Annotated in this window: 27 protein-coding genes and 3 tRNA genes; 12 read left to right on the forward strand and 18 right to left on the reverse strand. The window is 70.9% G+C overall.

All coding sequences use genetic code 11. The features are described from left to right. Positions 1-57 precede the first annotated feature (57 nt). Entirely contained in the window at positions 58-1,398 is a 1,341-nt protein-coding gene (locus tag ABEA43_RS23605) for an MFS transporter (protein ID WP_345564929.1), read from the reverse strand. 82 nt (positions 1,399-1,480) lie between these two features. Between ABEA43_RS23605 and ABEA43_RS23610 the strand changes: the two genes are divergently transcribed. From ABEA43_RS23610 to ABEA43_RS23640, 7 genes are all read left to right on the forward strand, one after another. Further along, positions 1,481-2,170: a GntR family transcriptional regulator gene (locus ABEA43_RS23610; RefSeq protein ID WP_425570357.1), complete on the forward strand. Its 690-nt coding sequence runs from the start codon at positions 1,481-1,483 to the stop codon at positions 2,168-2,170. A 9-nt stretch (positions 2,171-2,179) separates the two neighbouring features. Further along, on the forward strand, positions 2,180-2,545 hold the full coding sequence (locus ABEA43_RS23615) for a DUF2203 domain-containing protein (protein ID WP_345564932.1): 366 nt from the start codon (positions 2,180-2,182) through the stop codon (positions 2,543-2,545). Between the two features lie 88 nt (positions 2,546-2,633). After that, positions 2,634-3,386, forward strand: coding sequence for an SDR family NAD(P)-dependent oxidoreductase (locus tag ABEA43_RS23620; protein ID WP_345564934.1), 753 nt, complete (start codon positions 2,634-2,636; stop codon positions 3,384-3,386). Between the two features lie 64 nt (positions 3,387-3,450). Continuing rightward, positions 3,451-3,798, forward strand: coding sequence for an ArsR/SmtB family transcription factor (locus tag ABEA43_RS23625; protein WP_345564936.1), 348 nt, complete (start codon positions 3,451-3,453; stop codon positions 3,796-3,798). Next, a complete protein-coding gene (locus ABEA43_RS23630; protein ID WP_345564937.1) occupies positions 3,785-4,267 on the forward strand; it encodes an SRPBCC family protein in 483 nt (160 codons plus the stop codon). Before ABEA43_RS23625 ends, ABEA43_RS23630 begins: the two co-directional genes overlap by 14 nt. 75 nt (positions 4,268-4,342) lie before the next feature. Beyond that, entirely contained in the window at positions 4,343-5,335 is a 993-nt protein-coding gene (locus tag ABEA43_RS23635) for a hypothetical protein (RefSeq protein WP_345564938.1), read from the forward strand. Between the two features lie 5 nt (positions 5,336-5,340). After that, a complete protein-coding gene (locus ABEA43_RS23640) occupies positions 5,341-6,318 on the forward strand; it encodes a type 1 periplasmic-binding domain-containing protein (protein ID WP_345564939.1) in 978 nt (325 codons plus the stop codon). A 117-nt stretch (positions 6,319-6,435) separates the two neighbouring features. On the opposite strand, the gene ABEA43_RS23645 is transcribed toward ABEA43_RS23640, so the two are convergent. After that, positions 6,436-7,203: a VOC family protein gene (locus ABEA43_RS23645; protein ID WP_345564940.1), complete on the reverse strand. Its 768-nt coding sequence runs from the start codon at positions 7,201-7,203 to the stop codon at positions 6,436-6,438. A gap of 172 nt (positions 7,204-7,375) precedes the next feature. Here ABEA43_RS23645 and ABEA43_RS23650 point away from each other — a divergent pair, with 172 nt between their 5' ends. Continuing rightward, positions 7,376-8,005: an alpha-ketoglutarate-dependent dioxygenase AlkB gene (locus ABEA43_RS23650; protein WP_345564942.1), complete on the forward strand. Its 630-nt coding sequence runs from the start codon at positions 7,376-7,378 to the stop codon at positions 8,003-8,005. Between the two features lie 91 nt (positions 8,006-8,096). Here the strand turns inward: ABEA43_RS23650 and ABEA43_RS23655 are convergent, their stop codons facing one another. The 6 genes from ABEA43_RS23655 to ABEA43_RS23680 all read right to left on the reverse strand — a co-directional run bounded on the left by ABEA43_RS23655 (position 8,097) and on the right by ABEA43_RS23680 (position 13,797). Next, positions 8,097-9,170 carry a WD40/YVTN/BNR-like repeat-containing protein gene (locus tag ABEA43_RS23655; RefSeq protein ID WP_345564944.1) on the reverse strand — a complete coding sequence of 358 codons (1,074 nt, stop codon included), beginning with the start codon at positions 9,168-9,170 and terminating at the stop codon, positions 8,097-8,099. 10 nt (positions 9,171-9,180) lie between these two features. Then, complete coding sequence (locus tag ABEA43_RS23660; RefSeq protein WP_425570358.1) at positions 9,181-10,044, reverse strand: alpha/beta fold hydrolase; 864 nt, start codon at positions 10,042-10,044, stop codon at positions 9,181-9,183. A 73-nt stretch (positions 10,045-10,117) separates the two neighbouring features. Continuing rightward, the gene (locus ABEA43_RS23665; protein ID WP_345564945.1) at positions 10,118-10,711 is read right to left on the reverse strand and encodes a GbsR/MarR family transcriptional regulator; all 594 of its coding nucleotides are present in this window, start codon (positions 10,709-10,711) and stop codon (positions 10,118-10,120) included. 50 nt (positions 10,712-10,761) lie between these two features. Continuing rightward, entirely contained in the window at positions 10,762-11,643 is an 882-nt protein-coding gene (locus ABEA43_RS23670; protein WP_345564947.1) for a D-alanyl-D-alanine carboxypeptidase family protein, read from the reverse strand. A 133-nt stretch (positions 11,644-11,776) separates the two neighbouring features. Then, entirely contained in the window at positions 11,777-12,955 is a 1,179-nt protein-coding gene (locus ABEA43_RS23675; RefSeq protein WP_345564948.1) for a glycosyltransferase family 4 protein, read from the reverse strand. Next, positions 12,952-13,797, reverse strand: a complete 846-nt coding sequence (locus ABEA43_RS23680; protein WP_345564950.1) for a sulfotransferase family protein — start codon at positions 13,795-13,797, stop codon at positions 12,952-12,954. Before ABEA43_RS23680 ends, ABEA43_RS23675 begins: the two co-directional genes overlap by 4 nt. Before the next feature lie 87 nt (positions 13,798-13,884). On the opposite strand from ABEA43_RS23680, the gene ABEA43_RS23685 reads away from it, so the two are divergent. Then, positions 13,885-14,991, forward strand: coding sequence for a HEAT repeat domain-containing protein (locus ABEA43_RS23685; protein ID WP_345564952.1), 1,107 nt, complete (start codon positions 13,885-13,887; stop codon positions 14,989-14,991). A 53-nt stretch (positions 14,992-15,044) separates the two neighbouring features. Here ABEA43_RS23685 and ABEA43_RS23690 read toward each other — a convergent pair whose 3' ends face one another. The 3 genes from ABEA43_RS23690 to ABEA43_RS23700 are packed head-to-tail and all read right to left on the reverse strand — an operon-like array spanning position 15,045 to position 18,126. Continuing rightward, positions 15,045-15,878: a carbohydrate ABC transporter permease gene (locus ABEA43_RS23690; protein ID WP_345564954.1), complete on the reverse strand. Its 834-nt coding sequence runs from the start codon at positions 15,876-15,878 to the stop codon at positions 15,045-15,047. Beyond that, entirely contained in the window at positions 15,875-16,798 is a 924-nt protein-coding gene (locus ABEA43_RS23695; RefSeq protein WP_345564955.1) for a carbohydrate ABC transporter permease, read from the reverse strand. Before ABEA43_RS23695 ends, ABEA43_RS23690 begins: the two co-directional genes overlap by 4 nt. Further along, positions 16,795-18,126 (reverse strand): extracellular solute-binding protein, encoded by a 1,332-nt coding sequence (locus ABEA43_RS23700; protein ID WP_345564956.1) that lies wholly within the window; start codon positions 18,124-18,126, stop codon positions 16,795-16,797. The genes ABEA43_RS23695 and ABEA43_RS23700 overlap by 4 nt, the downstream gene beginning before the upstream one ends. A gap of 318 nt (positions 18,127-18,444) precedes the next feature. Here ABEA43_RS23700 and arfA point away from each other — a divergent pair, with 318 nt between their 5' ends. After that, positions 18,445-19,935 (forward strand): arabinosylfuranosidase ArfA, encoded by a 1,491-nt coding sequence (gene arfA / locus ABEA43_RS23705; protein WP_345564957.1) that lies wholly within the window; start codon positions 18,445-18,447, stop codon positions 19,933-19,935. A 60-nt stretch (positions 19,936-19,995) separates the two neighbouring features. Here arfA and ABEA43_RS23710 read toward each other — a convergent pair whose 3' ends face one another. The 6 genes from ABEA43_RS23710 to ABEA43_RS23735 all read right to left on the reverse strand — a co-directional run bounded on the left by ABEA43_RS23710 (position 19,996) and on the right by ABEA43_RS23735 (position 22,782). After that, complete coding sequence (locus ABEA43_RS23710; protein WP_425570348.1) at positions 19,996-21,009, reverse strand: LacI family DNA-binding transcriptional regulator; 1,014 nt, start codon at positions 21,007-21,009, stop codon at positions 19,996-19,998. Positions 21,010-21,169: 160 nt separating this feature from the next. After that, positions 21,170-21,664, reverse strand: a complete 495-nt coding sequence (locus tag ABEA43_RS23715) for a hypothetical protein (RefSeq protein WP_345564959.1) — start codon at positions 21,662-21,664, stop codon at positions 21,170-21,172. Between the two features lie 164 nt (positions 21,665-21,828). Further along, a tRNA-Val gene (locus tag ABEA43_RS23720) sits at positions 21,829-21,900 on the reverse strand. 1 nt (position 21,901) lies between these two features. Beyond that, positions 21,902-21,975 (reverse strand) — tRNA-Cys (locus ABEA43_RS23725). 16 nt (positions 21,976-21,991) lie between these two features. Beyond that, positions 21,992-22,063, reverse strand: a tRNA-Gly gene (locus ABEA43_RS23730). A gap of 83 nt (positions 22,064-22,146) precedes the next feature. Then, on the reverse strand, positions 22,147-22,782 hold the full coding sequence (locus ABEA43_RS23735; protein ID WP_345564960.1) for an ACT domain-containing protein: 636 nt from the start codon (positions 22,780-22,782) through the stop codon (positions 22,147-22,149). 82 nt (positions 22,783-22,864) lie between these two features. Here ABEA43_RS23735 and dusB point away from each other — a divergent pair, with 82 nt between their 5' ends. After that, positions 22,865-23,974: a tRNA dihydrouridine synthase DusB gene (gene dusB / locus ABEA43_RS23740; RefSeq protein ID WP_345564962.1), complete on the forward strand. Its 1,110-nt coding sequence runs from the start codon at positions 22,865-22,867 to the stop codon at positions 23,972-23,974. A gap of 110 nt (positions 23,975-24,084) precedes the next feature. Here dusB and ABEA43_RS23745 read toward each other — a convergent pair whose 3' ends face one another. Further along, entirely contained in the window at positions 24,085-24,864 is a 780-nt protein-coding gene (locus ABEA43_RS23745) for a phytanoyl-CoA dioxygenase family protein (protein ID WP_345564964.1), read from the reverse strand. Positions 24,865-24,905: 41 nt separating this feature from the next. Here ABEA43_RS23745 and ABEA43_RS23750 point away from each other — a divergent pair, with 41 nt between their 5' ends. Beyond that, the gene (locus ABEA43_RS23750) at positions 24,906-25,889 is read left to right on the forward strand and encodes an AraC family transcriptional regulator (RefSeq protein ID WP_345564966.1); all 984 of its coding nucleotides are present in this window, start codon (positions 24,906-24,908) and stop codon (positions 25,887-25,889) included. Positions 25,890-25,891 lie beyond the last annotated feature (2 nt).

Raw genomic sequence — 25,891 nt, forward strand, 5'->3', positions numbered from 1 at the left:
CCGCGCGGGCGGCGTTGGCAGCCGCCGCCCGCGGCTTTCGCGGCAGTCCTGCGGAGGTCAGGCGAACGGTCCCACCTGGCCGGTCTGAATGGCTTTTTCCTGCTCTGCCGCAGACTCTGCGGCGGCGAGGTCGAGGTCACGGGTCTCCGGGGCGATGGCCAAGCCGACCGCGGTGATCGCCAGCGCGATGACCACGTAGATCGACACCGCGACCGTGGTCTTGTACATGTCGAAGAGCTGGAGCGCGATGATCGGCGCCAGCGCGCCGCCCACGATGCCGGCCACCTGGTAGCCCATGGAGGCGCCGCTGTAGCGCAGCCGCGTGCTGAACAGCTCGGCGATGAACGCGGCCTGCGGGCCGTACATCGCGGCGTGGGTGATCAGCGCGACGACCGCGGCCAGCGCGATCAGCGGGAACGACTTGGTGTCGAGCAGCGGGAAGAACGCGAACACCCAGATCGCCGCGCCCACCACGCCCGCGAAGTAGACGGGCCGCCGGCCCACCCGGTCCGACAGCGCGCCGAACAGCGGGATCAGGACGAGCTGCAGCGCCGAGCCGATCAGGACCGCGTTCAGCGCGTACGAGCGCGGCAGGCCGAGCTGCCCGGTGAGGTAGACGATGATGTACGCGGTGAACGTGTAGAAGGCCACGTCCACCCCGATCCGCGCGGTGAAGGCGGACAGCAGCGCCCGCGGGTGCGTGCGCAGCACCTCCAGCAGCGGCATCTTCGCCTTGGCGCCCTTCTGCTCGACCTCGGCGAACAGCGGCGACTCGGTGATCCTGAGCCGCACCCACAGGCCCACGAACACCAGCACGCCCGACAGCAGGAACGGCACCCGCCAGCCCCACGACAGGAACGCCTCGTCCGACTGCACGAAGGACAGGATGGTGAGCAGCCCGGTCGCCAGCACGTAGCCCGCGGGCACGCCGACCTGCGGCCAGCTCGCGTTGAAGCCGCGCCGACGCCCGTCGCCGTGCTCGATCGACATGATGACCGCGCCGCCCCACTCGCCGCCGAGCCCCAGCCCCTGGACGAACCTGAGCAGCGCCAGCAGGATCGGCGCGATCACGCCCACGCTCGCGTAGCCGGGCAGCACGCCGATCAGGAACGTCGAGACGCCCATCACCAGCAGCGTCACCACGAGCACGGTCTTGCGGCCTGCCCGGTCGCCGAAGTGGCCGAACACGATGCCGCCCAGCGGCCTGGCGACGAACGCCACGGCGTTGGTGGTCAGCGACGCGAGCACCGCGCTGAACGGGTCGAGGGACGGGAAGAACAGCTTGGGGAAGACCAGGGTCGCGGCGGTGGTGTAGAGGAAGAAGTCGTACCACTCCAGCGACGTGCCGATCAGGCTGGCGAGGATCACCCGCCGGGTTTGTTGCGTGGAGCCTGACATCCGATTGCTCCTTGAGTTGAGGGGATAAGCATCAACGTAAGGATCGTTGAACAATTCGACAAGGGGTTTGCTCCATGATTCCCTGTTAAATGTGGATAACGTCGTCGATGACCTCTCCCGGGACCGGCCCCGCTTGGGGCGCAGCAGTACGGCGGAGCGGGTCGCCGACATCCTGCGCGACCGCATCATCGAGGGCTACTTCAGCCCGGGCCAGCGGCTGTCGGAGGAGTCCATCTCCGACGCGCTCGGCGTCTCGCGCAACACGCTGCGCGAGGCGTTCCGGCTGCTCGGCCACGAGCGGCTGCTCGACCACCAGCTCAACAGGGGCGTGTTCGTCCGCCTGCCCTCGGGGGAGGACGTGGCGGACCTCTATCGCGTGCGGCGCGTGCTCGAAGGCGCGGCGGTGCGGCGCAGCCCGTCCGAGGAGGCCCTGGCCGTGATCGGGCAGGCCGTGCTCGACGCCGAGCGGGCCGCCGCGGAGGACGACTGGCAGAGCGTCGGCACCGCCAACATCCGCTTCCACCAGGCGCTCGTCTCGCTGAACGAGAGCCCGAGGATCGACGAGGCGATGCGCCAGCTGCTGGCGGAGCTGCGGCTGGTGTTCCACGTGATGAAGAACCCGCGGGACTTCCACGAGCCGTTCGTGGACCGCAACCGCACGCTGCTCGGGCTGATCGAGTCGGGCAAGGCCGAAGAGGCGGTCACGTATCTGGACGACTACCTCGACCATGCCGAGCGGCTGCTCATCCACGCGTACGAGCCCAACCGCTAACGTTTGCGCATGGACCGCAACTTCACCGTCGAAGAGGCCCGATCACTGCTCCCCGCCATCATGGAGGACGCCCGCGCGGTGGTCGACGCCCGCGCCGACCTGGCCGAGATCGACTTCGATCGCAAATCCACGGGCAGATCCGAGCTGGGCGGGCTGCCGGAGATCAAGGCGCTGCAGGCCCGGATCGAGGAGATCCTCAGTGGCTGGAGCGAGCGCGGGATCGAGGTCAAGGGCTTCGCGCCGGTGCTGATCGACTTCCCCGCGATGCTCGACGGGGTCTCGGTACGGCTCTGCTGGATCGAGGGTGAGCGGGAGCTCGCCTGGTATCACCGTACGGATCTGGGCTTCGCCGGCCGCCGCCCGCTGCCCTTCTGAAGATACGGAACGCCTTGACAAGGCCGGTTCGGCGCCTATATTCAACCTATAGGTTGATGAACCAATCGGTTGAATAAGGGAGAACGGCATGCTCCTCGAGGACAAGGTCGCAGTGATCTACGGCGCGGGCGGTTCGATCGGCGGCGCGGCGGCACGGGCCTTCGCCAGGGAGGGCGCCAGGGTCTTCCTCGCCGGCCGCACCCTCGCCACCCTGGACAAGGTCGCCGACGACATCCGCGCCGCCGGCGGCACGGCCGAGACGGCGCGGGTCGACGCGCTGGACGAGGAGGCGGTGGACGCCTTCACCGGCGGCGTGGCCGAGCGGGCCGGCGGCATCGACGTCTCCTTCAACGTCATCGGGGTCGGCGACGTGCAGAAACCGCTGGCCGAGATCTCGGCGGCGGAGTTCCTGCAGCCGATCGAGGTCGCGGCGCGCACGCAGTTCCTGACCATCAGGGCCGCCGTCAGGCACATGATCCCGCGCGGATCGGGGGTGATCCTGATGTTCGGCGGCGGCGGGCCCCAGACGCTGCCGGGTCTCGGCGGCTTCAAGGTCGCGCTCGACGCCATGGAGGGGATCCGGCGGCAGTGGGCGTGCGAGGCCGGCCAGTACGGCGTACGCGTCGTCACCATGGTGACCGGCGGCGTGCCGGAGAGCATGCCCGACGCCTTCCCCGGCAAGGGCGAGATCGTCGCAGGGCTGAACGAGGCGACCCAGCTGGGGCGGACGGCCACCCTGGCCGACGTCGGCGACGTCGCCGCGTTCGTGGCCTCCGACCGCGCCAGGACCATGACCTCGGCGACCGTGAACATCTCCTGCGGCGCCATCGTGGACCATTGAGCTGATCCACCACGGCAGGCGGGCGACCCCGCCGGCCGCGTACCCGACAGAAAGACCGGCGCGGATGCCAGACGACCAGCTCAGCCTCACCTTCGCCGCATTGGCCGATCCGACGCGGCGGGCCATACTCGCCCGCCTCGCCGAAGGGGAGGCGACCGTGAACGAGCTGGCCGAGCCGTTCGACATCAGCCTGCAGGCCGTCTCCAAGCACCTCAAGGTGCTGGAACGCGCCGGGCTCATCAGCAGAGGGCGGGAGGCGCAGTGGCGGCCCTGCCGCCTGGAGACGGCCCCGCTGGAGGGCGCGTCGGAGTGGATGGACCGTTACCGCGAGCGCTGGAGCGACCGGTTCGACCGCCTCGACCAGGAGATCAAGCGAATTCAACGCAGGCAGGAGAGGCATGACCATGGGTGAGACCGAGTTCGTCATCGAGCCCGGCCGGCAGGACGTCGTGATGGTGCGGGTCTTCGAGGCTCCTCCCGAGGTGGTGTTCCAGGTGGTCACCGACCCGGAGCTGATCCCGAGATGGTGGGGGCCGCACGTCCTGGACACCCGGGTCGATCGCATGGAGGTCACGCCTGGCGGCCGCTGGCGCTACGTCAACATCGACGCCCAGGGCACGGAGTACGCCTTCGGCGGCGTCTACCACGACGTCGTGCCGCCGGAGCGGATGGTGCGCACCTGGGAGTTCGACGGAATGCCGGGAGAAGTGGCCCTGGAGACGGTCACCCTCGAAGCCGTGCCCGGCGGCACCCGCTATGTGGCCCAGTCCGTGCACCAGTCGGTGGAGGCGCGCGACGCCATCGTCAAGGGCGGCGGGCCCAGGGGCGGCCGTGAGGCCATGGACCGGCTGGCCGAGGTGATCGCCGCCCGCGTGGTCTGAGCAAGCGTGGCTGATCTGTGACCAACCGGACACATCGCGCAGGTGTCTAACCGGTTGATCGAAGGGATCGAAGCCATGAGGCAATCCTCAGCGACCGTCGCGCTCCTCGCGTCCGCGGTCATCGGCGGGCTGGGGCTCACACCCACCGCCGCCCACGCCCAGGCCGGACCACCTGTCGCTCGCGCGGCCTGGATCAAGTCCTGCACCGACAAGGAAGACGACTCCTCTCCCTGCGGCCGCTGGCAGGTGCTCCTGCGGGACGGCGGCAAGGTCACGGTGCGCGGCGCCGCCACCAGGACCAACGGCAGGGGCAAGCGGGTCTCCGACCCGGGCGCCTTCGCGATCAGCGCCGACGGCCGCGTGCTGGCCTACGAGCGGGCCGGGGACCACCGGCTGGTCGTCCGGCGGCTGGCGGGCGGCAAGGTCACGGTCCTGCCCAGGTCGGCGGTGCCCGCGAGCGTCGGGACCGAGGGCGTCGGCCTCACCCTGTCACCGGCGGGCGACAAGGTGCTGATCGACTTCCCCGCCGAGGCGCGCCGGCCCGCCAAGGTGATCACGATCGCCACCGGCAGGACCGTGACGCTGCCCGCCCAGGACTCCATGGTGGGCTTCAGCGGCGACGGCGGCGAGGTCCTGGCCACCCGCTACCTGAGCGACAACACCACCAGGATGACCGCCTACCGCCTCGGCGGCGGCTCGATCAAGCGGACCCTGCCCCAGGTCGTCGCGAACGCCGCCGTCACGGCGCTGGCCGCCGACGGCAGGACCGTGGCCGCGTTCACACCGGGAGACACCGAGAAGGGTGCGCCGCCCCGGCTGCGCGTCCACGACCTCGTCACCGGGGAGCTCTCCGCGGGCGTGGACCTGCCGGTCAAGGCGGGCGTGCTGGTGAGCGCCGCGTGGTGGACGGCCGGCGGGCAGCTCGGGGTCGCCGTCCAGAGCGACGAGGAAGGCGAGCCGGCGGTGGTACGGGTGCTCACCGTCGACCCCGGGTCGGGCGCCGCCACGCGTGCCGACTCCTACACGATCAGCAAGACCAGGTACGCCTTCATCACGGCGGGGGAGTGAACGGCATGAGGATCAGGCTCTTCGCGGTGCTCGCGGCCTGCTCGGTGGCGCTGGGCGGCACCCCCGCCATCGCCTACGCCCAGCCGCGGCAGCACGAACACGGCGACAGCATCCGCTACGCCTCCATCAAGGGGTGCCCGGACAAGGACGGCGCGCCCAGGCCCTGCGGCGGCTGGCGGCTCGTCATGCACAGCGGCGAACGGCGCACGCTGCCCGACGCCCAGGGGATCGCGCTCGACGCCAAGGGCAAGCCGAGCGGCTACGCCCCGGCGGCCATCGCGGTCAGCGGGAACGGGCAGAAGGTCGCGTACTTCACCAAGGCGGGGCGGCTGGCCGTACGCACGCTCGGGGGCGGCGTCGAGCTGCTCGCCAAGGACGCGCTGCCCAGGGTGGGTCAGGACGAGGTGACGCTGATGCTGTCCGACGACGGCGCCCGGCTGGCCGCGGCCATCACCGCGGACAAGCCCGAGGACACCCGGATCTTCGACACGGCCACCGGCGCGCTGCTCGGGACCGTGCCGGGTGATCTGACTCTGGCCGGGTTCAGCGGTGACGGGGGCGAGGTGCTGGCCAGCGTTCAGACCGGGGAGTCCGTCACCGACCTGGCCGTGTACAGCGACAGGGGGGAGCGGCTCGCGCGGGTCGCCCCGCCGCAGCTCGTCGCCTCGAACGGGCCGCAGGCGCTGGCCGCCGACGGCCGTACGGTCGCGAACGTGGTGGCCGGGAAGCGGAGCGAGCTGGTCACGTACGACCTGTCGTCCGACGAGGTCACCGGCCGCAAGAAGATCAAGCTCCCGGCGGGGGACATCCGCATGATCGACTGGACCGGCGACACACAGGTGACCCTGCACCTGATCCGGCAGCCCGGCGGGTCCGCCAAGATGACGATCGTCCAGATCGACACGGAGACGGGCGCGGTGCGGGTGCGGGACGGGTACACCGTGCTGAAGGACACCTTCGTCTTCGCCGCGTGCGGCGGCTGACCGCTTCATGACCGGCCTGGCGGGATAAAGGCGCGACGCTCCGGGAATGACCAGCCGGAGGCGAGGGCCGGCGGGCTTGTGCGGACTGCGTGCCGCACAGACCCGCCGGCTCCCTGCTCAGGCTGAGCTGGTGATGACGGCGAAGCGGGCGCCGAAGGGGTCGGCGAGGAACGCCATCCGCCCGACCCCGTCCGTCGTCATCGCCGGGGTCCGCACCGTGCCCCCGAGCCGCTGCGCCAGGGAGACCGTACCGTCGCAGTCAGGGACCTCGAAGTACGGCAGCCAGTGCGGGCCGCCACCGGGCTGGAGCTGGACGATCCCCGCCATCGAGGACGTCTCGCCGCCCTCGGCGGGGGAGATCACCGGATAGGATGTGTCGCCCATCGGCAGATCTTCGATGTTCCAGCCGAAGACGGCCTGGTAGAAGGGCCGGACGGCGGCCGGGTCGGGGACGTGGAGCTCGACCCAGCCGAGCGAGCCGGCGTCGGTGACCATGCCGAGACCCTTGGTCGCGCCCGGCTGCCACACGGCGAACCTGGCCCCCGCCACGTCGGCGAAGACGCCCATCCGGCCCTGCCCCTCGATGTCGCGGGGCGCGCCGAGAACCGTGCCCCCCGCCTGCTCGATCGTCTTGGCGATGGCGTCGGCGTCGGGTGTGCGGAAGTAGACCAGCCACTCCGGTGTCACGTCGTCCTCGGCGGCCTGCGCGATCCCGGCGACCGTCTTGCCGTCCACCTGGCAGAAGCGGTAGTTCATGTGCTCGGGGCCCAGCGAGAGGGACTGCCAGCCGAACAGCCCGGTGTAGAAGGTGTTGGACGCCTCCACATCGGGACTGTTGACGTCGATCCAGCAGGGGCTGCCCGATAGGTAGTGGGTGGTGAGCATGGGGTGCTCCTTCGTGCGACGAAGTGGTGGGTGGCCTCTTCACCTCACGGTGCGGTCCGAGGGCGACGCCACTCATATCCGGCGACTGCCAGCCTGACACGCCCCGCCCGCGGAACACGGCCGAATGATCGAAGTCGAATAAGTGTTTGAACTATGGCATAGACTCGGCACCATGACAGCCGCGTTCCAAGCGTCTCTGCTCGATCTTGACGATGAGCTCACGATCGGCGCGCTCGGCGCCACCGTCCGCAGGACGCACCTCTCCCACGGCGCCTGGATCGACGTGCGGCCGGGCTGGCTGGCCGGCGCCGACACGCTCTACGAACGGCTGGCCGAGTCGGTTCCGTGGCGGGCCGAGCGGCGGCGCATGTACGACCGGGTGGTGGACGTGCCCCGGCTGCTGAAGTTCTACGACGAGGCGGAGACCCTGCCCGACCCGGTGCTCGACGACGCCAGGCGCGCGCTCGACGCCCACTACGCGGAGGAGCTCGGAGAGCCGTTCCGCACGGCCGGGCTCTGCTTCTACCGCGACGGGCGTGACAGCGTGGCGTGGCACGGCGACACGATCGGCCGGGGGAGCACCGAGGACACCATGGTCGCGATCCTCTCGGTCGGCAGCCCACGCCCGCTCCTGCTGCGCCCGCGCGGCGGCGGTCCCTCGATCCGGCGCGACGTCGGCCACGGGGATCTGATCGTGATGGGCGGGAGCTGCCAGCGCACCTGGGAGCACGCGATCCCGAAGACGGCCCGCCCGGCCGGGCCGCGCATCAGCATCCAGTTCCGCCCTCGCGGCGTCCGCTGATCCACCTTCAAGGCGTCCAGTAGCGGGCGGTGGGGTGCCCGGGGATGCGGCCACCGGGCGCGCGGTCGTGCGCCCGGTGGCGGGCGCGGGTTCAGCTGAGGGTAAGGCGGGCGAGGCGGCCCTGTTCGCCCGCCGCCCAGCACGTCGCGTCGCGCGTGCACGACACCGTGTCGAACGAGCCCCCGTCGAACGTCTCCCAGTTCCGCCCGCCCGAATACGTCACATCGCTCCCGGAAGGCCCGACCGCGATGGCCGCGAACGGCAGGTACGGCAGCCAGGTCACCCCCGACCGGTACGCCGGAGGATGCGTCGCGGCGGCGTGCCAGGTGCTCCCGCCGTCCCTGCTCACCGCCCCCGCGCTCGGCGACTGCTGCTCGGGCCGGTAGTCGCCGCCCACCGCGATGCCCCGGTGCGGGTCGCGGAAGGCCAGGCCGAAGACCCCACGCGCCGGATCGCCGGCCGGGATCGGCGTGTCGGCCACCGTCCACGTACGCCCGCGATCACGCGAGTGGAACACGCGCGACCGCTCCGCCCCGCCGCTGGCCAGCCACACGTCCCGGTCCCCCGCCGCGACGAGACACTGTCCGCTCGCCGCGAACCCGGCCTCGCCCGGCAGCGCCGCCGGCATGCCCTCGGACGGCAGCACCCGCCAGCTCCGCCCGCCGTCCTCCGTGGCCAGGATCCGGAACCTGCCGTCCACCGGGTCGCTCATCGCCAGCCCGTGCCGCCGGTCGAAGAAGGCCATGCAGTCGTAGAACGCCCGCGGCTCGTCGTTCCTGAACGTCTCCGTCCACGTACGCCCGCCGTCCTCGGTCCGGTAGACCCGCGAGTCGGTCCCTTCGCCGATGGACAGCACCACGGCCCTGCGCGCGTCGAACGCCTCCACGTCACGGAACTGGAGCTCGGAGGCGCCGGGCGGGGAGACGTTCTGCCAGCTCCGCCCGCCGTCCACGGTCCGCAGCACGGTGCCGCCCGAGCCGGAGGCCCAGACCACGTCGCGGCTGACGGGCGACAGGCCGCGCAGGCGAGCCGTCACGCCGGTCTCCTTGAGCTCCCAGCCGAGCTTGGGGGTTTTGGGCGTCTTGGGGGTCTCGGCGTGGGCGGGGAGCGGAGCGGCGAGCACGACGGCGGCTGACAGCGCACTCAACGCGATTCGAAGCCTCATGTCGGGCAAACTAACCCAACGGATCAACACCGTCCATGGGGTTCAGGAACGCGGCGATGAGCTCGTTGACGCGGCCGGGGGACTGGCGGTTGACCCAGTGGCCGTTGCCTTCGAGGATCTCCAGGCGGGCGCCCGGGATGAGGGCGGCGGCCGCCCTGGTGCGCTCGTGGCTGACACCTCTGTCCCGGTCGCCCTGGATGAGCAGGGTGGGCGCGGTGATCCGGTGGAGCCGGGGGCGGAGGTCGACGCGCATGCGTAGTGGGCCGATGGAGGCGTTCTGCCAGTCGGAGGAGCCGGCCCCGCCGTGGCCGACCTCCTCCACGATCTCATCGACGATCTCCGCGAGATCGGGCACAGGCCCGGCGAACAGCGCCTGCTCGGCGAAACGGGCGACGCCCGCGCGGCTCCTGAACATCAGGCCGGGCAGGGTCCTGTTGAGCAGCGGCAGCTTGGCGGTGAGCCACAGGGCCTGATGGACGCCGGGCGGGAACGACAGGATCCCGGCGGGGGCGAGCGCCACGAGCCGGTCGACGCGTTTGGGGTGGTCGATGGCGTAGGCGAGGGCCAGGGCGCCGCCCTGGGAGAGGCCGGCCAGGCTGGCCGAGCCGAGCTGGAAGTGGTCGAGGACCTGGCTGATGCAGCGCAGCATGCGTTCGTGGGTGGCGCGGCCGGTCCAGGGACGGCTCCTGCCCTGCTTCGGCCAGTCGAGCGCGAGCACGCGGTGGCGCGGGGCCAGGGCGGGGATGAGGTGGCGCCAGCTCAGGATCGCGTTGTCGACGCCGGCGCCGCTCAGCAGCAGCACGGGCGGGCCGTGCTCGCCGGCGCTGTAGACGTGCAGCCGGCCCTCGGGGCAGGGGAGATAGGTGCTGCGCAGCCCGGCAGGCTCCTGGGGTCCGTTTCGCGGCTCTCGCTGCGAGGTCACCGGCCGCCTCCTCGCCGACGAAACGTCACTGATCGCCTCCGCCGTGCTCTCGTGCGGGCTGATGTTCGGGCTTGCGCTCAGGCGCTTGTCCCTGCTCGCGTCCGGGCTCGCGTCCGGGCTCACGTTCGCGTCCGGGCTCGCGTTCGTGGTGGAGGGTGCTCGCGTGGGCCTCCCAGCGTGCCCACAGCGCGGGCAGCTCCGCCTCCAGGAACCGGTAGAGCTCGTGCACGTTGCCCAGCCGCTCGCGCCGCTGCGGGCTGCCGGCCGCGAGGACGCGCAGCCCCGTCTCGGTGATCTGGCGGAACGCGGCCGTCTTGGCGTAGCGGCCGGCGAGCATCCGGCTCCACCCGTCGGCGGCGATGCGGAAGAACTCCTGACGCTCGCCCCTGCGGCGCACGCCCTCGACGAGGCCGCTCGGGGTGAGCAGCCGGGTCGCGCTGCTGATGGAGCTCCTGCTGACCCGCAGGACCTCCGCGAGCTGGGCGGCGCTCTGCTCAGGGGGATCGCTGATGAGCAGCCAGCCGATGACGCGGCCGGCGATCAACGGCATGCCCTCGCGTTCGAAGAAGACCGCGACGTCGTCGACGAAGTCCAGCTCGCCGTCCGTGGGGGAGGTCACGTTCGGGACAATACAGTCATTGCAGTCATTGCTGCAATGACTGCATCGGCTCACGCGGCCTGGCGGGTGGCTCCCCAGGACAGCAGCGACTCGGCGGTGCTGAACCGGCGGCTGGAGACCGACTCGCCGAGCAGCACGCCGACCAGCCGCCGCCCGTCCCGCTCGGCCGCGAACGCCAGGCAGTAGCCCGCCGCCCGCGTGTAACCGGTCTTCAGCCCGATCACGCCGGGCATGCCGGCCAGCTTGTTGGTGTTGCGCCAGGCGTACGAGCGATGCTCGCCGGAGGCGTCCAGCGCGTGGTAGCGGGTGCCGGCCACCTGCTTGATCAGCGGGAACTGCAGGGCCTTGGCCGCCAGCACGGCCTGGTCCCTGGCGGTGGAGTAGCCGTTGCCGCGCGGGGTGGGCAGGCCGTCGGCGTTGAGGTAATGGGTGTCGTTCATGCCCAGCTCGCGGGCCGTCCGGTTCATTCCGGCGACGAAGCCGTCGACGCCGGGGCCGTACGTGCGGGCCAGGGCGTGGGCGGCGTCGGCGCCCGAGGGCAGCATCAGGCCGTACATGAGCTCGCCCACGGTGAGGCGGTCGCCGGGGCGCAGGTCCGCGGTGGTGCCGCCGCCGTCCTCCGCGTACGCGACGTCCTCGGCCTTGATCCGGACCACGTCCGTGGGCTTCGCGCTCTTCAGCACGAGGTACGCCGTCATGGTCTTGGTCAGGCTGGCGATCGGCATGCGTTCGGCGGCCTGGTAGCCGAACAGCTCCTTGCCGGACGCGGCGTCGATCAGGTAGGCGGCGCGGCCGTACACGATGGGCTCCGCGACGCCGGCGGCCCCAGCAGCGGATGGAACGGTGGACTGGGCGTATGCGGGCGCGGTGAGCCCCGTGACCAGGGCAAGGGCGCCTGCCGTCGCGGTCAGGCGGGCTTTCCGGTTGAGCATGAGCCCAGGCTGCCCCGCCCCTTGGGGTGCTCTTGACGAAATGCCCGGCATTTCCCAAGGAAGCATTCAGGAATGCCGATAAATCCGGCTAATCGGCGAGGTAAATCTTTTCGCGGAATGGCAAAGAAAGCGGTCAGCGGCTGCTCCAGAAGTTGTCCACGACCCGCTCACCCTGCAGGAGCTCCGAGAACAGGTCCTCCCACAGCGGCATCACCAGCTCGGGCGCGTACGCGCGGGAGGTCTTGGCAGCCTGCCTGCCCATGCGCACCCGCAGCTCCCGGTCCGCGATGAGCCGGTTCAGGGCGGCGGCCAGCGCGTCCACGTCCCTGGGCGGCACGAGGACCCCGTCCACGCCGTCGGTCAGCACGTCCTTGGGCCCGGTGGGGCAGTCGAAGGCGGCGACGGGCAGCGCGTGCGTCATCGCCTCGATCATGACCATGGGCAGGCCCTCGAACCGTGAGCTGAGCGCGTACACGGAGGCGTCGGTCAGCTCCTTCTCCAGCCGGTCCGTACGCCCCGGCATCGACACGTGCGCACCCAGCCCGTGCTGCTCGACGAGCCCGGCGAGCTGGCTCTTGCGCGGCCCGGTGCCGAAGATGCGCAACCGCCATTCCGGATGTTCGCTCACCACCTGCGCGAAGGCCGGGATGAGCAGGTCGAACCCCTTCTGCGGGACCAGCCGCCCGGCCGCTATCACGACGGGATTGACCTGCTGGGAACGTTCCTGGTCGACCTTGTGGACCGCGTTCGGGATCTGCACGATGGCGGTCGAGGGCAGCAGGCGCTGGTATTCGAGCCGGTTGGTACGCGTCAGCACGGTGATCGCGTCGAACCGGTCGTAGTAGCGGGCGATCTCCCTGCGGATGCTGTCGGGGTAGGCCGAGAGGTTCATGTGCTCCTGGGCGACCCTGACGACGCTCTTGGAGGCGCGGCGGGCGGCGATCAGGTTCAGCGCGGGACGCGTGGTCACGAGGACGCCGTCGCGCAGCTTGGAGACGTACTCCATCGCGGCCCACTCCACCCGCTCGGTGAAGTAGTCGGCCGCGAACTCGCCTCGGGGCACCATCTTCCCGCGTACCCTGCGCCAGGCCCTGCGCCCGATCGAGTCCTGCTGCCTGCCGTCGCGCTGGTCCACCAGCGTGGTGATCGAGATCCGCGGGTCCAGGCCGAACTGGGGGGTCTCGCGCCGCCGTACCAGGCTGACCAGCTCGACGTCGTGCCCGGCCGCGGCCATGGCGTTGGCCTGGTTGACGACGGTACGGATCGTGCCGCCCATGCCGTAGGCGTGCAGCATGAGGTAGCGGATCTTCACTTCAGGTACTCCCAGGTCCGGCAGATGGGCTTCAGCGTGTCGGGGACCTGGTCCTCCGTGGGGAGCTCGCGGGCCGGCTGCACGGTGCCGGACCTGATCTTGTCGCGCCAGTCCCCGAGCCCCTTCTCCAGGACGGCCTGCTCGCCGTACGAGAGCAGCCGCGGCTCCCACTCCAGGTCCAGGAACGCGCAGATCTCACGGGTCACCCGCTCGGGCTCGGCGCTGAGCTCCTCGTACCTGACGGTCAGGCCGGGCAGCGCCGACCTCGCCCGCTGCACGGCCTTCATGTACCGCAGCGCGTCCAGCGCGGCCTCCTCGGCGGTGCGCTTGTCCGGGCTGGCCTCGTGCCAGGAGGCGGCGATCGAGGCGGGGTGGCGCAGCAGGAAGATGAATCGCGCGTCCGGCCAGCAGGTGGCGATGCGCTGGTAGGCGAAGGCGTTCGCGGGGGTCTTGTCCACGATGAACCGCTTGCCGCTGCGGACCAGCTCCCTGTGCAGGACGCGGTCCCACAGCAGGTGCTCCAGATCGCTCTGGTTGTGGCCGAGCGCCGTCATCGCCTTCGCGGCCAGCGTCGTGTCGAACTGCACCCGCAACCGTCGTACGTGCAGCTCGTGCGGCGCGTGCAGGGCCGAGTGGGCGTTCAGCATCGAGCGCAACAGGGTCGAGCCGGAGCGTACGGGCGAAAGCAGGAACACGGGGGCTTCGAGCAGCCGGTCGGTTAGCGGATCCGCGGGCGGTCTGATCTCGGGGACGGGTGGGGCGGATGGCTCTTTCCCTACCCGTTCGATCTGGAATCCGGTGAACCTGACCAGCGCTTTGTTCATTTTACGCTGCCAGTTCATGCCGAGGCAGACTACCCATCGTTCCTGGTAATTCCCTGGCAATGGTTATTAAGGTGATGATCCGGAATTGTCGCTACTATCGCGCGAATGGATGATCCGCTCGGCGGTCTCGAATCGGTCGGCTGGGACCGGCTGCGGCACGCGTACGGCCCGGCCGGCGATGTGCCCGTTCTGCTCGGATCCCTGCGCTCCCGCGATGCCGGGGAACGCGAGCAGGCGCTCGCCGGGCTCTACACCACCATCTTTCACCAGGGCACCCGCTATCCCGCCGGGGTGCGCGCGGTGCCGTTCCTGGTGCGCCTGGCCGCCGACCCGGCCACGCCCGACCGTTCCGCCGTCCTGGCGCTGGTCGGCGCGCTGGCGCTCGGGTACGACGAGGCCCACCTGCCGGCCGGCGTCGCCATCGCCGCCTGGCGGGCGGAGAGCGCGCGCATCCGGGCCGGGAGCGGGGACGAGCTCGCGTTCGAGCGGGTGGCCGACGCGGGCGGGCTGGGCTGCTACGACGCCGTCCGGGCGGCCGTCCCGCTGCTGCTGCCCCTTTTGGGCGACGCCGATCCCGTCGTACGCAGGATGGCGGCGTACGTCGCCGGCTGGTTCCCCGAGGAGGCGGCCACGGCGGGACCGGCGCTGCGTGACCTGGCCCGCACCGACCCCGACCCCCTCTGCGTCGCGACGGCGCTCTTCGCCCTCACCCTCCTGCCCCACCCGGCCGAGGTGATCGAGCGTGGCCTTGACCACCGGGACGGCCTCGTGCGGGACGTGGCCGCGGTCGCGCTCGTCAACCTGCGTGGCGAGAGCGCCCCTGAGCGGGCCCGCGCCGCGGTGCGCAGGCTCCTCACCGCCACCGCGCCCACGCTCCTGCCGTACGGGGACGGGGTCCTGGCCACTCTCGCCACCCGCGTCAGCCTGCGCCGCCTGCCCGGCGACGCGCCCGCCAGAGCCGCCGCCCTGACGGCCAGGCTGGCGGCCGCCGACCCGGAGGACGCCTTCACGATCGCCGGCGACCTCCTGGAGACCGTCTTCACCGGCCCGCATCAGGCCGGGGCACCCCTGACCACCGCCCAGCGGGGCGCGCTGACGGCCGTCGCCGGCCTGAGCGACGAGGCCTGGAGCTGGGTGAACCTGTGGGAGGTCCTGCGAGCGCACGACCTCCCCGGCACCCGCGAGACGCTGGCGCGCCTGCTGGCCACCTAGCTCACTGCCTCAGCTCACTGCCTCAGCTCACTGCCTCAGCTCACTGCCTCAGCTCACTGGCCCGCGAGGCCGGTGTGCGCGACGCCGCGGACGATCTGCCGCTGGAACATGACGAACACCACCAGCAGCGGCAGCCCGGCCAGCACCACAGAGGCCATGATCTGCGCGTACCGCAGGCCGAACGTGCCCTGCACCACGTTCGCCAGCCCCACCGGCAGCGTCATCGTGTTCGGGTCGGTGGAGACCAGGAACGGCCAGAGGAAGTTGTTCCACGTGTTGATGAACGTGAAGATCGACACCGCCGCCAGCACCGGCCGCGACAGCGGGAGCACGATCGTGAAGAACACCCGCCAGCGCCCCGCCCCGTCCACGAACGCGGCCTGCTCCAGCTCGGGCGGCACGTCCTGGAAGAACTTGAACAGGATGAAGACGATCAGCGGCGCCGCCACCTGCGGCAGGATGATCGCCCACCAGGTGTCCACCAGGCCGAACGAGACCATCTCCGCGAACAGCGGCGCGATCAGCACCTGCGGCGGCACCATGATCCCGGCCAGGATCAGCCCCAGCAGCACCCGCTGCCCCTTGAACTGCGTGCGCGCGAACCCGTACGCCGCCATCGCCGAGAACAGCACGGTCAGGAACGTGACGATCACGGCGGTGACCGTCGAGTTGATCGCCCACTTGACGATCCCGCCGGTCCCCAGCACCAGGGCGTAGGAGTCGAAGGTGATCTCGCTGCCGAACCACTGCAACGGGAGCACTGTGGTCTCGCTCTCCGGCTTCAGCGAGGTCGCCACGGCCCACGCGATGGGCGCCAGCCAGATCGCGGCCAGCACCAGTGCGACCAGCAGCAGGATGATCTGGCTCGGGCTGAACCGCTTGGTCATGAGGAGACCTCCGTGCGCTTGCGGAACAGCCGGAGCTGCGCCAGGGACACGATGACGATCAAGACGAACAGGATGTAGGAGACCGCGGACGCGTAGCCGATGCGGTAGCCGGTGAAGCCGACGTCGTAGGCGTACTCGATGATCGGCCTGGTGGAGTCCTGCGGCCCGCCGCCGGTCATCAGGTAGATCTGGTCGAACACCTTCAGCGACGCCACCAGCTGCAGCACCACGATGAGCGCGGTCGTCCGGCCGAGCAGCGGCAGCGTGATGGAGCGCAGCTTGCTCCACGCCGTCGCGCCGTCGATCGAGGCGGCCTCGTACAGGTGCAGCGGGATCGACTGCAGCGCGGCGAGGTAGAGCAGGAAGTTGAAGCCCACCGTCCACCAGACCGTGGTCAGCACCACCGACCACATCGCGACGGACGGGTCGCCCAGCCAGAGCGTGTCGGTGCCGAGCGTGCCGTTGAGCAGGCCGTAGTCGGGCGGGTAGATCATCTGCAGCCAGAGGATCGACACCACGGCCGACGGCAGCAGGAACGGGCCGAAGAACGACAGGCGCCACAGCCACTGCACGAACCGCAGATGGTGCACCAGCAGCGCGAACACCAGCCCGAGCAGCACCAGCGGGATCGTGCTGAGCACGGTGAAGACCAGCGTGTTCCACAGCGAGCGCCACATGCGCGGGTCGCCGAACGCCTCGGCGTAGTTCGCGAACCCGACGAGGCGGTCGTTCCCGCCCGCGATGTTGACGCTCGACAGGCTCATCCGGAAGCCCAGCACGGTCGGCCAGACCAGGAAGGCCACGTAGATCAGCAGGAAGGGGGCGACGAACAGCAGCCCGTGCTGCGTCCAGCCGCGGCGTACCTTGGCCTTGGCGACGGGGGCGGTGGTCGCGGGGGCGGTGAGCGTGGTCGTCATCATCGCTCCACGTCGGGGAAGGGGTTCGGGGCTGACATCAGCCGGGTCAGCGCGGCCTTGGCCATGGCCAGGCCCTCCTCCGGCGTGCGCTGCCCGCCGATGACGGGGGAGAACGCCTCACCGAACTCGATCCACAGCCGCGACGCCGAGCCGGCGAACCACGCCTGCGGATCGAGCGCCACCTCGGTGATGACGGACCGGTACTCCGACTGCGGCTGCAGCGCGAGGTACTCGGGCTCCTCCAGCGCGGGCAGGTACGCGGGCACGTGCCCGGCGACCGCCCAGTCGGCGCTGTTCTTGACCAGGTAGGCGATGAACCGGTACGTGGCCCGCTCGACCTCGGGATCGCGGTTGCGCTGATGCGGCAGCACGAACGAGTGACAGTCGGCCTGCGCCGCACCGGAGCCGAAGACGCTGGGGAACCGCGTCATGCTGAACGGCGTCTTGCGTTCCTTGAGCCCGGTGGTCTCCCAGTCGCCGTTCCACAGGAAGGCCGCCTGACCGTTGGTGAAGTTGGCCACCGACGCGCCGTAGTCCGAGCGTGTGTCGCACAGCCCTTCCTGCCCGAGCATGCGCATGAACCGCAGCGCCTCCAGCGCCTTGGCGTCATCGATGGTGATCTTGGTGCCGTCGTCCGACAGGAGGGTGCCGCCGCTCTGCGGATAGAGCGAGTACCACACGCGCCACGGGCCCACCGTGCCGAGGCCGAGCGCGTCGAACGCCAGCGGCGGTTTGCCGCCCATCACGTCCTTGGCCTTGCGCAGCGCGGCCACCAGTTCGTCCTGGTTCTTGGTGGGCGTCAGCTTGCCGTCCGAGCCGAGCAGCCCGGCTTTGCCGCAGATGTCGGTGTTGTAGTACTGCACCATGGGGTGGGCGTCGAACGGGATCGCGTACAGCACGCCGTCGAGGTGGGCACGCTCCCAGATCGGCGGGCTGAAATCGGCGGCCCGCAGGCCGCTCTCCTCCAGCAGCTTCACGTTGATCGGGTCGAGGATCGCGCCCGCGCCGATCCCGGCCAGCCGGGCCAGGTGGAAGGTGGCCAGGTCGGGGGAGCGCCCGCCGGAGCCGGCCATCGCGATCTTCGTGTAATAGGGCTCGCCCCAGGCGAGGACGTTCTCCTCGACGAAGACGTCGGTGTTGTCCCTGGCGAACGCGCTGACCATCTTGTTCATGATGATTCCGTCGCTCGCGCCGAGGAAATGCCAGTACTGGACGCGGGTCTGTGCTGAGCCGAGCCCCACGGGGATGGCGCACCCGGTGGCGGCGGCGCCCACGAGGGCGAGGCTGCCTCCGAGGAGATGCCGGCGGGAGATGTCGGGGGGACCTTGCACGGTGGCCTCTTCCTACCGAGCTACTGCTTGATCATGTTCTCGCTAACATTTCGCGGGGATCCGGACGGCCGTGGACAGTGCCTCCCGCGATACGCGCAAAGGCGTCCGAGCGAGCCGCCCGGGTCACGGAGGTCGCTGCGCTGACCCCGATGTTTCGTCGGGGTTACCCGAGTGTTAGCGGTAACACCCGAGCTGTCAAGGGCCCCTCAGCAACCGTTTGCCGTCGGCCGTACCTGGCGGGGACCCCCTTGACCGGGGCTCTTGATAACGCTAACAATTCGGAGGCACGTAACGCCCGCGAAATCAGGAGCCTCCGCCGTGCATCACGCCAAGCTCACCCTCGATCCCGCGTTCAAGGTCGCGCCGGTAAGCCGCCGCACGTTCGGCACCTTCGTCGAACATCTCGGGCGCTGCGTCTACACCGGCATCTTCGAGCCGGACCACCCGTCGGCCGACGAGGACGGCTTCCGCGGCGACGTGCTCGGCCTGACCAGGGAGCTGGGCGTGTCCACCGTCCGCTACCCCGGCGGCAACTTCGTCTCCGGGTACCGATGGGAGGATGGCATCGGCCCGGTCGCCCAGCGCCCGCGCCGCCTCGACCTGGCCTGGCACAGCACCGAGACGAACGAGGTCGGCGTCGACGAGTTCGTCCGCTGGTGCCGTAAGGCCGGCGTGGAGCCGATGATGGCGCTCAATCTCGGCACCCGCGGCATCGCCGAGGCCCTCGACCTGCTCGAATACAGCAACCACCCGTCCGGCACCGCGTTGTCCGACCTGCGCGCCGCCAACGGCGCGAAGGAGCCGCACGCCATCAGGATGTGGTGCCTGGGCAACGAGATGGACGGCCCCTGGCAGACCGGGCACAAGACGGCCCGCGAGTACGGCCGGCTCGCCGCCGAGACCGCCCGCGCCATGCGCATGGTCGACCCCGGCCTGGAGCTCGTGGCCTGCGGCAGCTCCAGCTCGTCCATGCCGACCTTCGGCGCGTGGGAGGCCACGGTGCTGGAGGAGACCTACGACGTGGTCGACTACATCTCCTGCCACGCCTACTACGAGGAGAAGAACGGCGACCTCGGCAGCTTCCTGGCCAGCTCGGCCGACATGGAGTACTTCATCTCCTCGGTCGTGGCCACCGCCGACCACGTCGGGGCCCGCGTCAAGTCGCGCAAGAAGATCAACATCTCCTTCGACGAGTGGAACGTCTGGTACCTGTCGCGCTTCCAGAACGCCGCGCCGCCCACGGACTGGCCGGTCGCGCCGCCGCTGCTGGAGGACCACTACCACCTGGCCGACGCGGTGGCGTTCGGCGGGTTGCTGATCACGCTGCTGCGCAACAGCGACCGGGTGACCGCCGCCTCCCTGGCCCAGCTCGTGAACGTGATCGCGCCGATCATGACCGAGCCGGGCGGGCGGGCGTGGCGCCAGACCACGTTCCACCCCTTCGCGCAGGCGTCCAGGTACGCGGCGGGCGACGTGCTGCGGGTGGAGCCGGTGTCACCGGCGTACGAGACCGCCCTGTACGGGGAGGTGCCGCTGGTGCACGCGGTGGCCACGCACTCGGAGGAGGGCACGACGCTGTTCGCGGTCAACCGTTCGGCCGACGGGCCGCTCTCCCTGGAGATCGACACCAGGGCGCTCGGCGGCCGGCGCATCGTCGAGGCCACCACCCTGACGGACCCGGACGTGTACGCCCGCAACACGGCCGACGAGCCGGACCGGATCGCGCCCAGGGCGAACGGGGACGTCGAGCACGACCCGGCGCGCGTCCTGCTGCCCCCGGTCTCCTGGAACGTGATCAGACTGGCCTGAGCGCGCCGAAAACGCCCAGGCCCGGGTGCTCAGACTGGCCCGAGCGCGCGGAAAAGGCGCTCAGGCGGGTGCGGCGCCGGTGCTCTCCCGGACGATCAGCTCGGGCTCGATCAGCCGGCGCGCCCCCGGCTGGGTCCCCGCCATCAGATCCAGCAGCAGGTGGAAGGCGTGCCGCCCGACCGCCCCGAAGTCCTGTCGTACGGTCGTCAGCGGCGGCCAGTAGTAGGCGGACTCCGGGATGTCGTCGAACCCGGCCACGCTCACGTCCTCGGGAACGCGCCGCCCGGCCTCGCGCAGCGCGCGCAGCACCCCGAGCGCCATCTGGTCGTTGGCCGCGAACACGGCGGTCACCTCGGGATCCTGGGCCAGGCGGCGGCCGATCTGGTAGCCGGAGCGCGAGCTCCAGTCGCCGCGCAGGATCTCGGGCACCGGCCGCCCGGCCGCCTCCAGCGCGCCGCGCCAGCCCTCGATGCGCCCGTTGGCGTCGAGCCAGTCGGCCGGCCCCGCCACGTGCCACACCGTCCCGTGGCCGAGACTGAGCAGGTGCCTGGTCACCCGGGCGGCCCCGGCCGGCTGGTCCACCTTGGCGACGGGCACCGGGATGTCGTCTCCGGCGTCGACGGCGACCACCGGCATCTCGGGCGGCAGGTGGCGCAGCCCGTCGGCGGCCGACTCGTGCGGCGCGACGATGATCACCCCGTCCACCGCCTGGGCGCGCAGCCGCTGCACGCCCTCCTCCATCGAGTTGCGGTTGAGCGAGCTGAGGCTGGCGATGCTGACGTTGTAGCCGGCCTGCCTGGCGGCCTGCTCGATGCAGTAGAGGGTGGTGGCCGGGCCGTAGAGGGTGGTGTCGATGCTGACCACGCCGAGCACCCCTGAGCGGCCGGTGACGAGCTGGCGGGCGGCCTGGTTGGGACGGTAGTCGAGCTCTTGGACGGCGGCCAGCACCCGGGCCCTGGTCTCGGCGCGTACCATGTCGGGCGCGTTGAGCACGCGAGAGACGGTCATGGCCGAGACCCCCGCGAGCACGGCCACGTCCATGAGGACCGCCGGTCTGCCACCCTTGGATTTCACCGCGGCTCACCCCCTTGGCGGCAACGCTAACAGGCAGAAGGGGCGAGCGCGCGGATCATTTCGGCGCCATCAGGCGTCTCCCGGCCGTGGGCGGGGCTGGAGATGCGGGTGAGCTTTCACCTGCCCGCGACGTCCTTCGCGGGCAGGCCTCGATCCGGGTTCAGCGGCGGCCGCCGTACAGGGAGACGCGTTCGTCCTGGTCGTGGTCGAACTCCCCGACCAGGAACATGTCGCGGCGCCACGGCCGGTAGCCGATGTTGATCGTCCACTCCTCGTAGTACCAGTCGGTGCTGTAGCCGCTGAAGCGGAAGTTGGCCCGGTAGCGGGCCCGCTCGGCCGGGCGGAGCGAGAACACCTGCCCGGGAAACCGGTTCGTCGGGTACGCGGCCCACACCGGCGTCCGCGCCACCCGGAGCGACGGCTCGGACAGCGTAAAGCGCAGCCCGTTGAGCTGACAGGGGAACGCGTGCCCGTTGACCGCCCCGGTCGGCGCGTACCCGGTGGCTTCTTCGACGACGACGTCATGCACCACCACCGGGGCGTCGGGCCCCGGCGGCACCGTGAAGGCGGAGGGGATCTCGCGCCTGCGCGCCGCCTCCTCGGCCCCACGCCCCTGCTTGGTCCAGCGGACCACGATCCGCTGTACGATCACCACTTGCCGCCCTCCAGATCACCTCTCGAAGACACTGCCTCTGAGGACGATGGTGTCATCCGGGACACCTCTGCCGGAACCTTCCGGATGACGCGCCTTCCCGATCCGGGCGCGGAAATGCATTCAGCCCCAGTGCCGTGGGCACTGGGGCTGAATCGAAGAGTGAGTGGACGATACTGGGATTGAACCAGTGACCTCTTCCGTGTCAGGGAAGCGCTCTCCCGCTGAGCTAATCGTCCGTGGAGGTGGCGACGGGATTTGAACCCGTGTGGACGGCTTTGCAGGCCGCTGCCTCGCCTCTCGGCCACGCCACCGAGCCAAATCTCTCCGAGCGGAAGACGGGATTCGAACCCGCGACCCTCACCTTGGCAAGGTGATGCTCTACCACTGAGCCACTTCCGCGCTGCCTGGGCAAGTCTAGCGCCTTTCGGGACCAGATGCTTACCGTGAACGGCCCGGCGGCCGTCCGCAGGTCGGGGAGCGGGCTATTTGCGGAGCTGGCGGGCCACGCTGCGCTCCGTGGCGGGCAGGCTCAGGAAGATCTCCAGGATCCTGGTGAGCCGGTGCACCTCGATCCGGTGGAAGGCGGGCCCCTCCGAGCGGGCCAGCAGGAGGGTGAGGGCGAGCGGCGGCAGCGGCGCGTGGATGACGTGCAGGCCGCCGTCGAGCGTCATGGCCACCGGGCGCGCGGACGTCTGCTCGGGGACGACCCACTCCTGCGGGGCGCGCCAGCTCGCGTAGACGACGCCGTGCTCGGCCGCCGTGGCCGCCCAGTCGGCGCTGAACAGCACGGGCAGCGAGTCGATCAGCGTGGTCAGCGCCCGGTCGCCCGCCGTGGTGATGTATTTCAGTATTTCCAGCTCGGGGTAGGTGCCCGGGGCCTCGCGGGTCGTCCAGATGCCCTCGACCGTCACGCCCTCGACGCTCTGCAGGCTTTTGAGCAGGGCCTCCCTCGGCGTGCTCTCCGGGCAGAAGACCGTGATGTCGTCGACGGCCGAACCGGCGCCCCGGTCGAGCACGGTCACCTGGGTGATGTCGGCCCCCGCCGAGCCCAGGACCTTGGTCACCTGCGCCAGGGAGCCCGGCTTGTCAGGCAGCGCGACGCGCACGCGAAGAAGCATCCGTCCCCCCTCCGTGGAGATGCCGGTTCACAGCCTATCCGCGAATACCGGTCATGGCCTGACCTGCGCTACAACTGACGGGGTGAAGATTGGGCCGATTGGGGTATGGCCGCCGGTGGTGCTCGCGCCCATGGCGGGGATCACGAACGCGCCGTTCAGGGTGCTGTGCAGGGAGCAGGGCGCCGGGCTGTTCGTGTGCGAGATGATCACGACGCGGGCGCTGGTCGAGCGCAATCCCAAAACGCTGCGGATGATCAGGTTCGCGGAGACGGAACGACCCAGGAGCATCCAGCTGTACGGCGTGGATCCGGGCATCGTGGGACGCGCGGTCAAGATGATCGCCGAGGAGGACCTGGCCGATCACGTCGATCTCAACTTCGGCTGCCCGGTCCCCAAGGTGACCAGGCGCGGGGGCGGGTCCGCGCTGCCGTACAAGCGGAATCTGCTGCGCCGGATCCTGCGGGAGGCGGTCGCGAACGCCGGTTCGCTGCCCGTGACGATGAAGATGCGCAAGGGGATCGACGACGATCACCTGACGTACCTGGACGCGGGGCGGATCGCCGTCGAGGAGGGGATCGCGGCCATCGCGCTGCACGCCCGTACGGCCAGGCAGCACTACGGCGGGGTGGCCGACTGGCCGGCCATCGCCCGGCTGAAGGAGGCCGTGCCGGAGATCCCCGTGCTGGGCAACGGGGACATCTGGTGCGCCGACGACGCGCTGCGGATGGTGGCGGAGACCGGGTGCGACGGCGTCGTCGTCGGGCGCGGGTGCCTGGGGCGGCCGTGGCTGTTCAAGGACCTGGAGAACGCGTTCAACGGCAGCCCCGAGCGGGTCAGGCCCACGCTCGGCGAGGTGGCCGGGGTGATGGCCAGGCACGCCGAGGGGCTGACCCGGTGCTTCGACATCGAGCGGTACGCGGTGGCGGACTTCCGCAAGCACGTCGGGTGGTATCTCAAGGGGTTCATGGTGGGGAGCGAGCTGCGGCGGGAGCTGGCCACGGCCGAGTCGCTCGACGGGCTCAGGGCGGGGCTGGCCAAGCTGGAGCACGACCAGCCGTGGCCGCTCAACACCGACACGCCCCGGGGGAAGTCGGGCGAGCGGACCAAGGTGCTGCTGCCTGACGGATGGCTGGACGACCCGTGGGACTGCGTGGTCCCCGAGGACGCCGAGTCCGACATCTCCGGCGGCTGACCCACAGCCCTCAGGCCGCTCGCAGCCGGTTCCGGGCCGCTCTCGGGCTGTTCCGGGCCGCTTTCGGGCTGTTCCGGGCCGCTTTCGGGCCGTCCCCGGGCTGCGTGGGTTCAGTGCGGGCCGGTGGCTTCCGTGCCGCAGGGGCCGCCGCCGGCGGAGGGCTCCAGGCGTACGGGGTCGCCCGACATCGTGAGCGTCGAGTAGTGCTCGGAGATCCGCTCGGCGGAGCGGCCGACGTAATGGCAGATGAAGCTGCGCCTGAAGCGGTCGGGCGTGCTGTTCGGCTCCGAGCCGTGCACCAGGCTGCCGTTGAAGAACAGCACGTCCCCGGCGTTCATGTCGACGGGCGCCCGCTTGAGGCCGGGCGGCGGCGGGACGTACTCGCGGGTGAACGAGACGCCCTGGTCGGCCTCCTCCGGGCAGAAGAGGTCCATCAGGTGCGTGCCGGGCACGACCTCGAGGCCGCCGTTGGCCCGGTCCACCCGGTCGAGCGCCACCCAGGCGGCCACGCAGGTGCCCGGCTCGACCCGCAGGTAGAAGTTGTCCTGGTGCAGCGCCTGGCCCCTGGCCCCCGGCGGCTTGAAGTAGAACATGCTCTGGGCTGCTATCGGCTCCTCTTCGAGCAGGTCGCGCAGTATCGCCGCGATGCGCGTGTCGAGCAGGTAGCGCAGGGCCGTGTCGTTCACCTGGTGGGGGTGCATGATGCGCGGATAGTCGCGCAGAATGTCGTACGGCCGGCCGGGGTCCTGGGGCTGCGGCGCGAAGTGACCGGGGATGGGACCCCCGGCATGCAGCGCCATGAACTCATCGCGCAGCTCCGCCACCTCTTCCTGGGCGAGGAGTGCGGGCACCAGCAGGTACCCCTGGTCGTGGAAGTCGTTGAGCCTCATGTCTTCAACGCTAAGGAGCGCAAGCGTGGAACGGTATGCCTGTGACCGCTGAGGACCTGTCTGTTCCTGCTGCCGAGCTGATGATCGTGGGCCACTACGACAAGGCGGCCGGCTACGCCACGCGCCGGGCCGGCGGGTCGCCGAGCTGGCTGCTGCTGTGGACGGAGGCGGGGGCGGGGCTCGTCGAGCAGGGCGGGGTGTCGTGCGAGGTGCGGGCGGGTGATCTGGTGGTGCTCGGGTCGGGGGTGGCGCAGCACTACCGGGTGCGGGCCGGGGCCGGGCGGTGGCGGTTCTGGTGGGTGCACTTCCAGCCCAGGCCGTCGTGGGCGGCCTGGCTCGGGCCGTACGCGCGGGGGGACGGGTGCCATCTGGTCGCGGGCGTTCCCGCGGCCGTGCACGCGCGGATCGACCTGGCCTTCGAACGGGCGCTGCGCGACGCCCGCTGGGTCCCCCCAGGCCACCCCAGGCCCCAGCCAGCCTCGGGAGCGGAAGCCGCGGAAGGGCCGGGCACGAGGGCGATGCCGGAGCCGGAGCAGCGCCTGGGTGCGGGGCCGGGGGTGGGGCCGGGGGTGGGGGAGGCGCGGGTGCCGGCCGTGGTCGTGGCGGGGCCGGCGCGTGAGCTGGTGCTGGGGGCCGTGGAGGAGGTGCTGGTGCTGGCCACCGCCTCCGCGCGGCAGGACGGCTCCGACGACGGGGACCAGCGCGTACGCCGCGCCGCCGCGATCATCGCCGCCGAGCCCGGCGCCCCGCACTCGGTCGCCTCGCTCGCCCGGGCGGTCGCGCTCTCCCCCTCCCGCTTCGCCCACCTGTTCGCCGAGGAGACCGGCCAGACCCCCATGCAGGCCGTACGGCAGGCGCGGGTTCGCCACGCCGCGAGCCTCCTGGAGGTGACCGACATGGACGTGGGCCAGGTGGCGGCGGCCTCGGGCTTCGTCAGCCCGTTCCACTTCAGCCGTGCCTTCAGGAAGGAGTACGGCCTGCCGCCCCGCGACTACCGGGCCCGCATCCGGCCCGCCACCGGGTGACC

The organism is Nonomuraea rosea, assembly GCF_039539705.1.
Taxonomy (GTDB): Bacteria; Actinomycetota; Actinomycetes; order Streptosporangiales; family Streptosporangiaceae; genus Nonomuraea; species Nonomuraea rosea.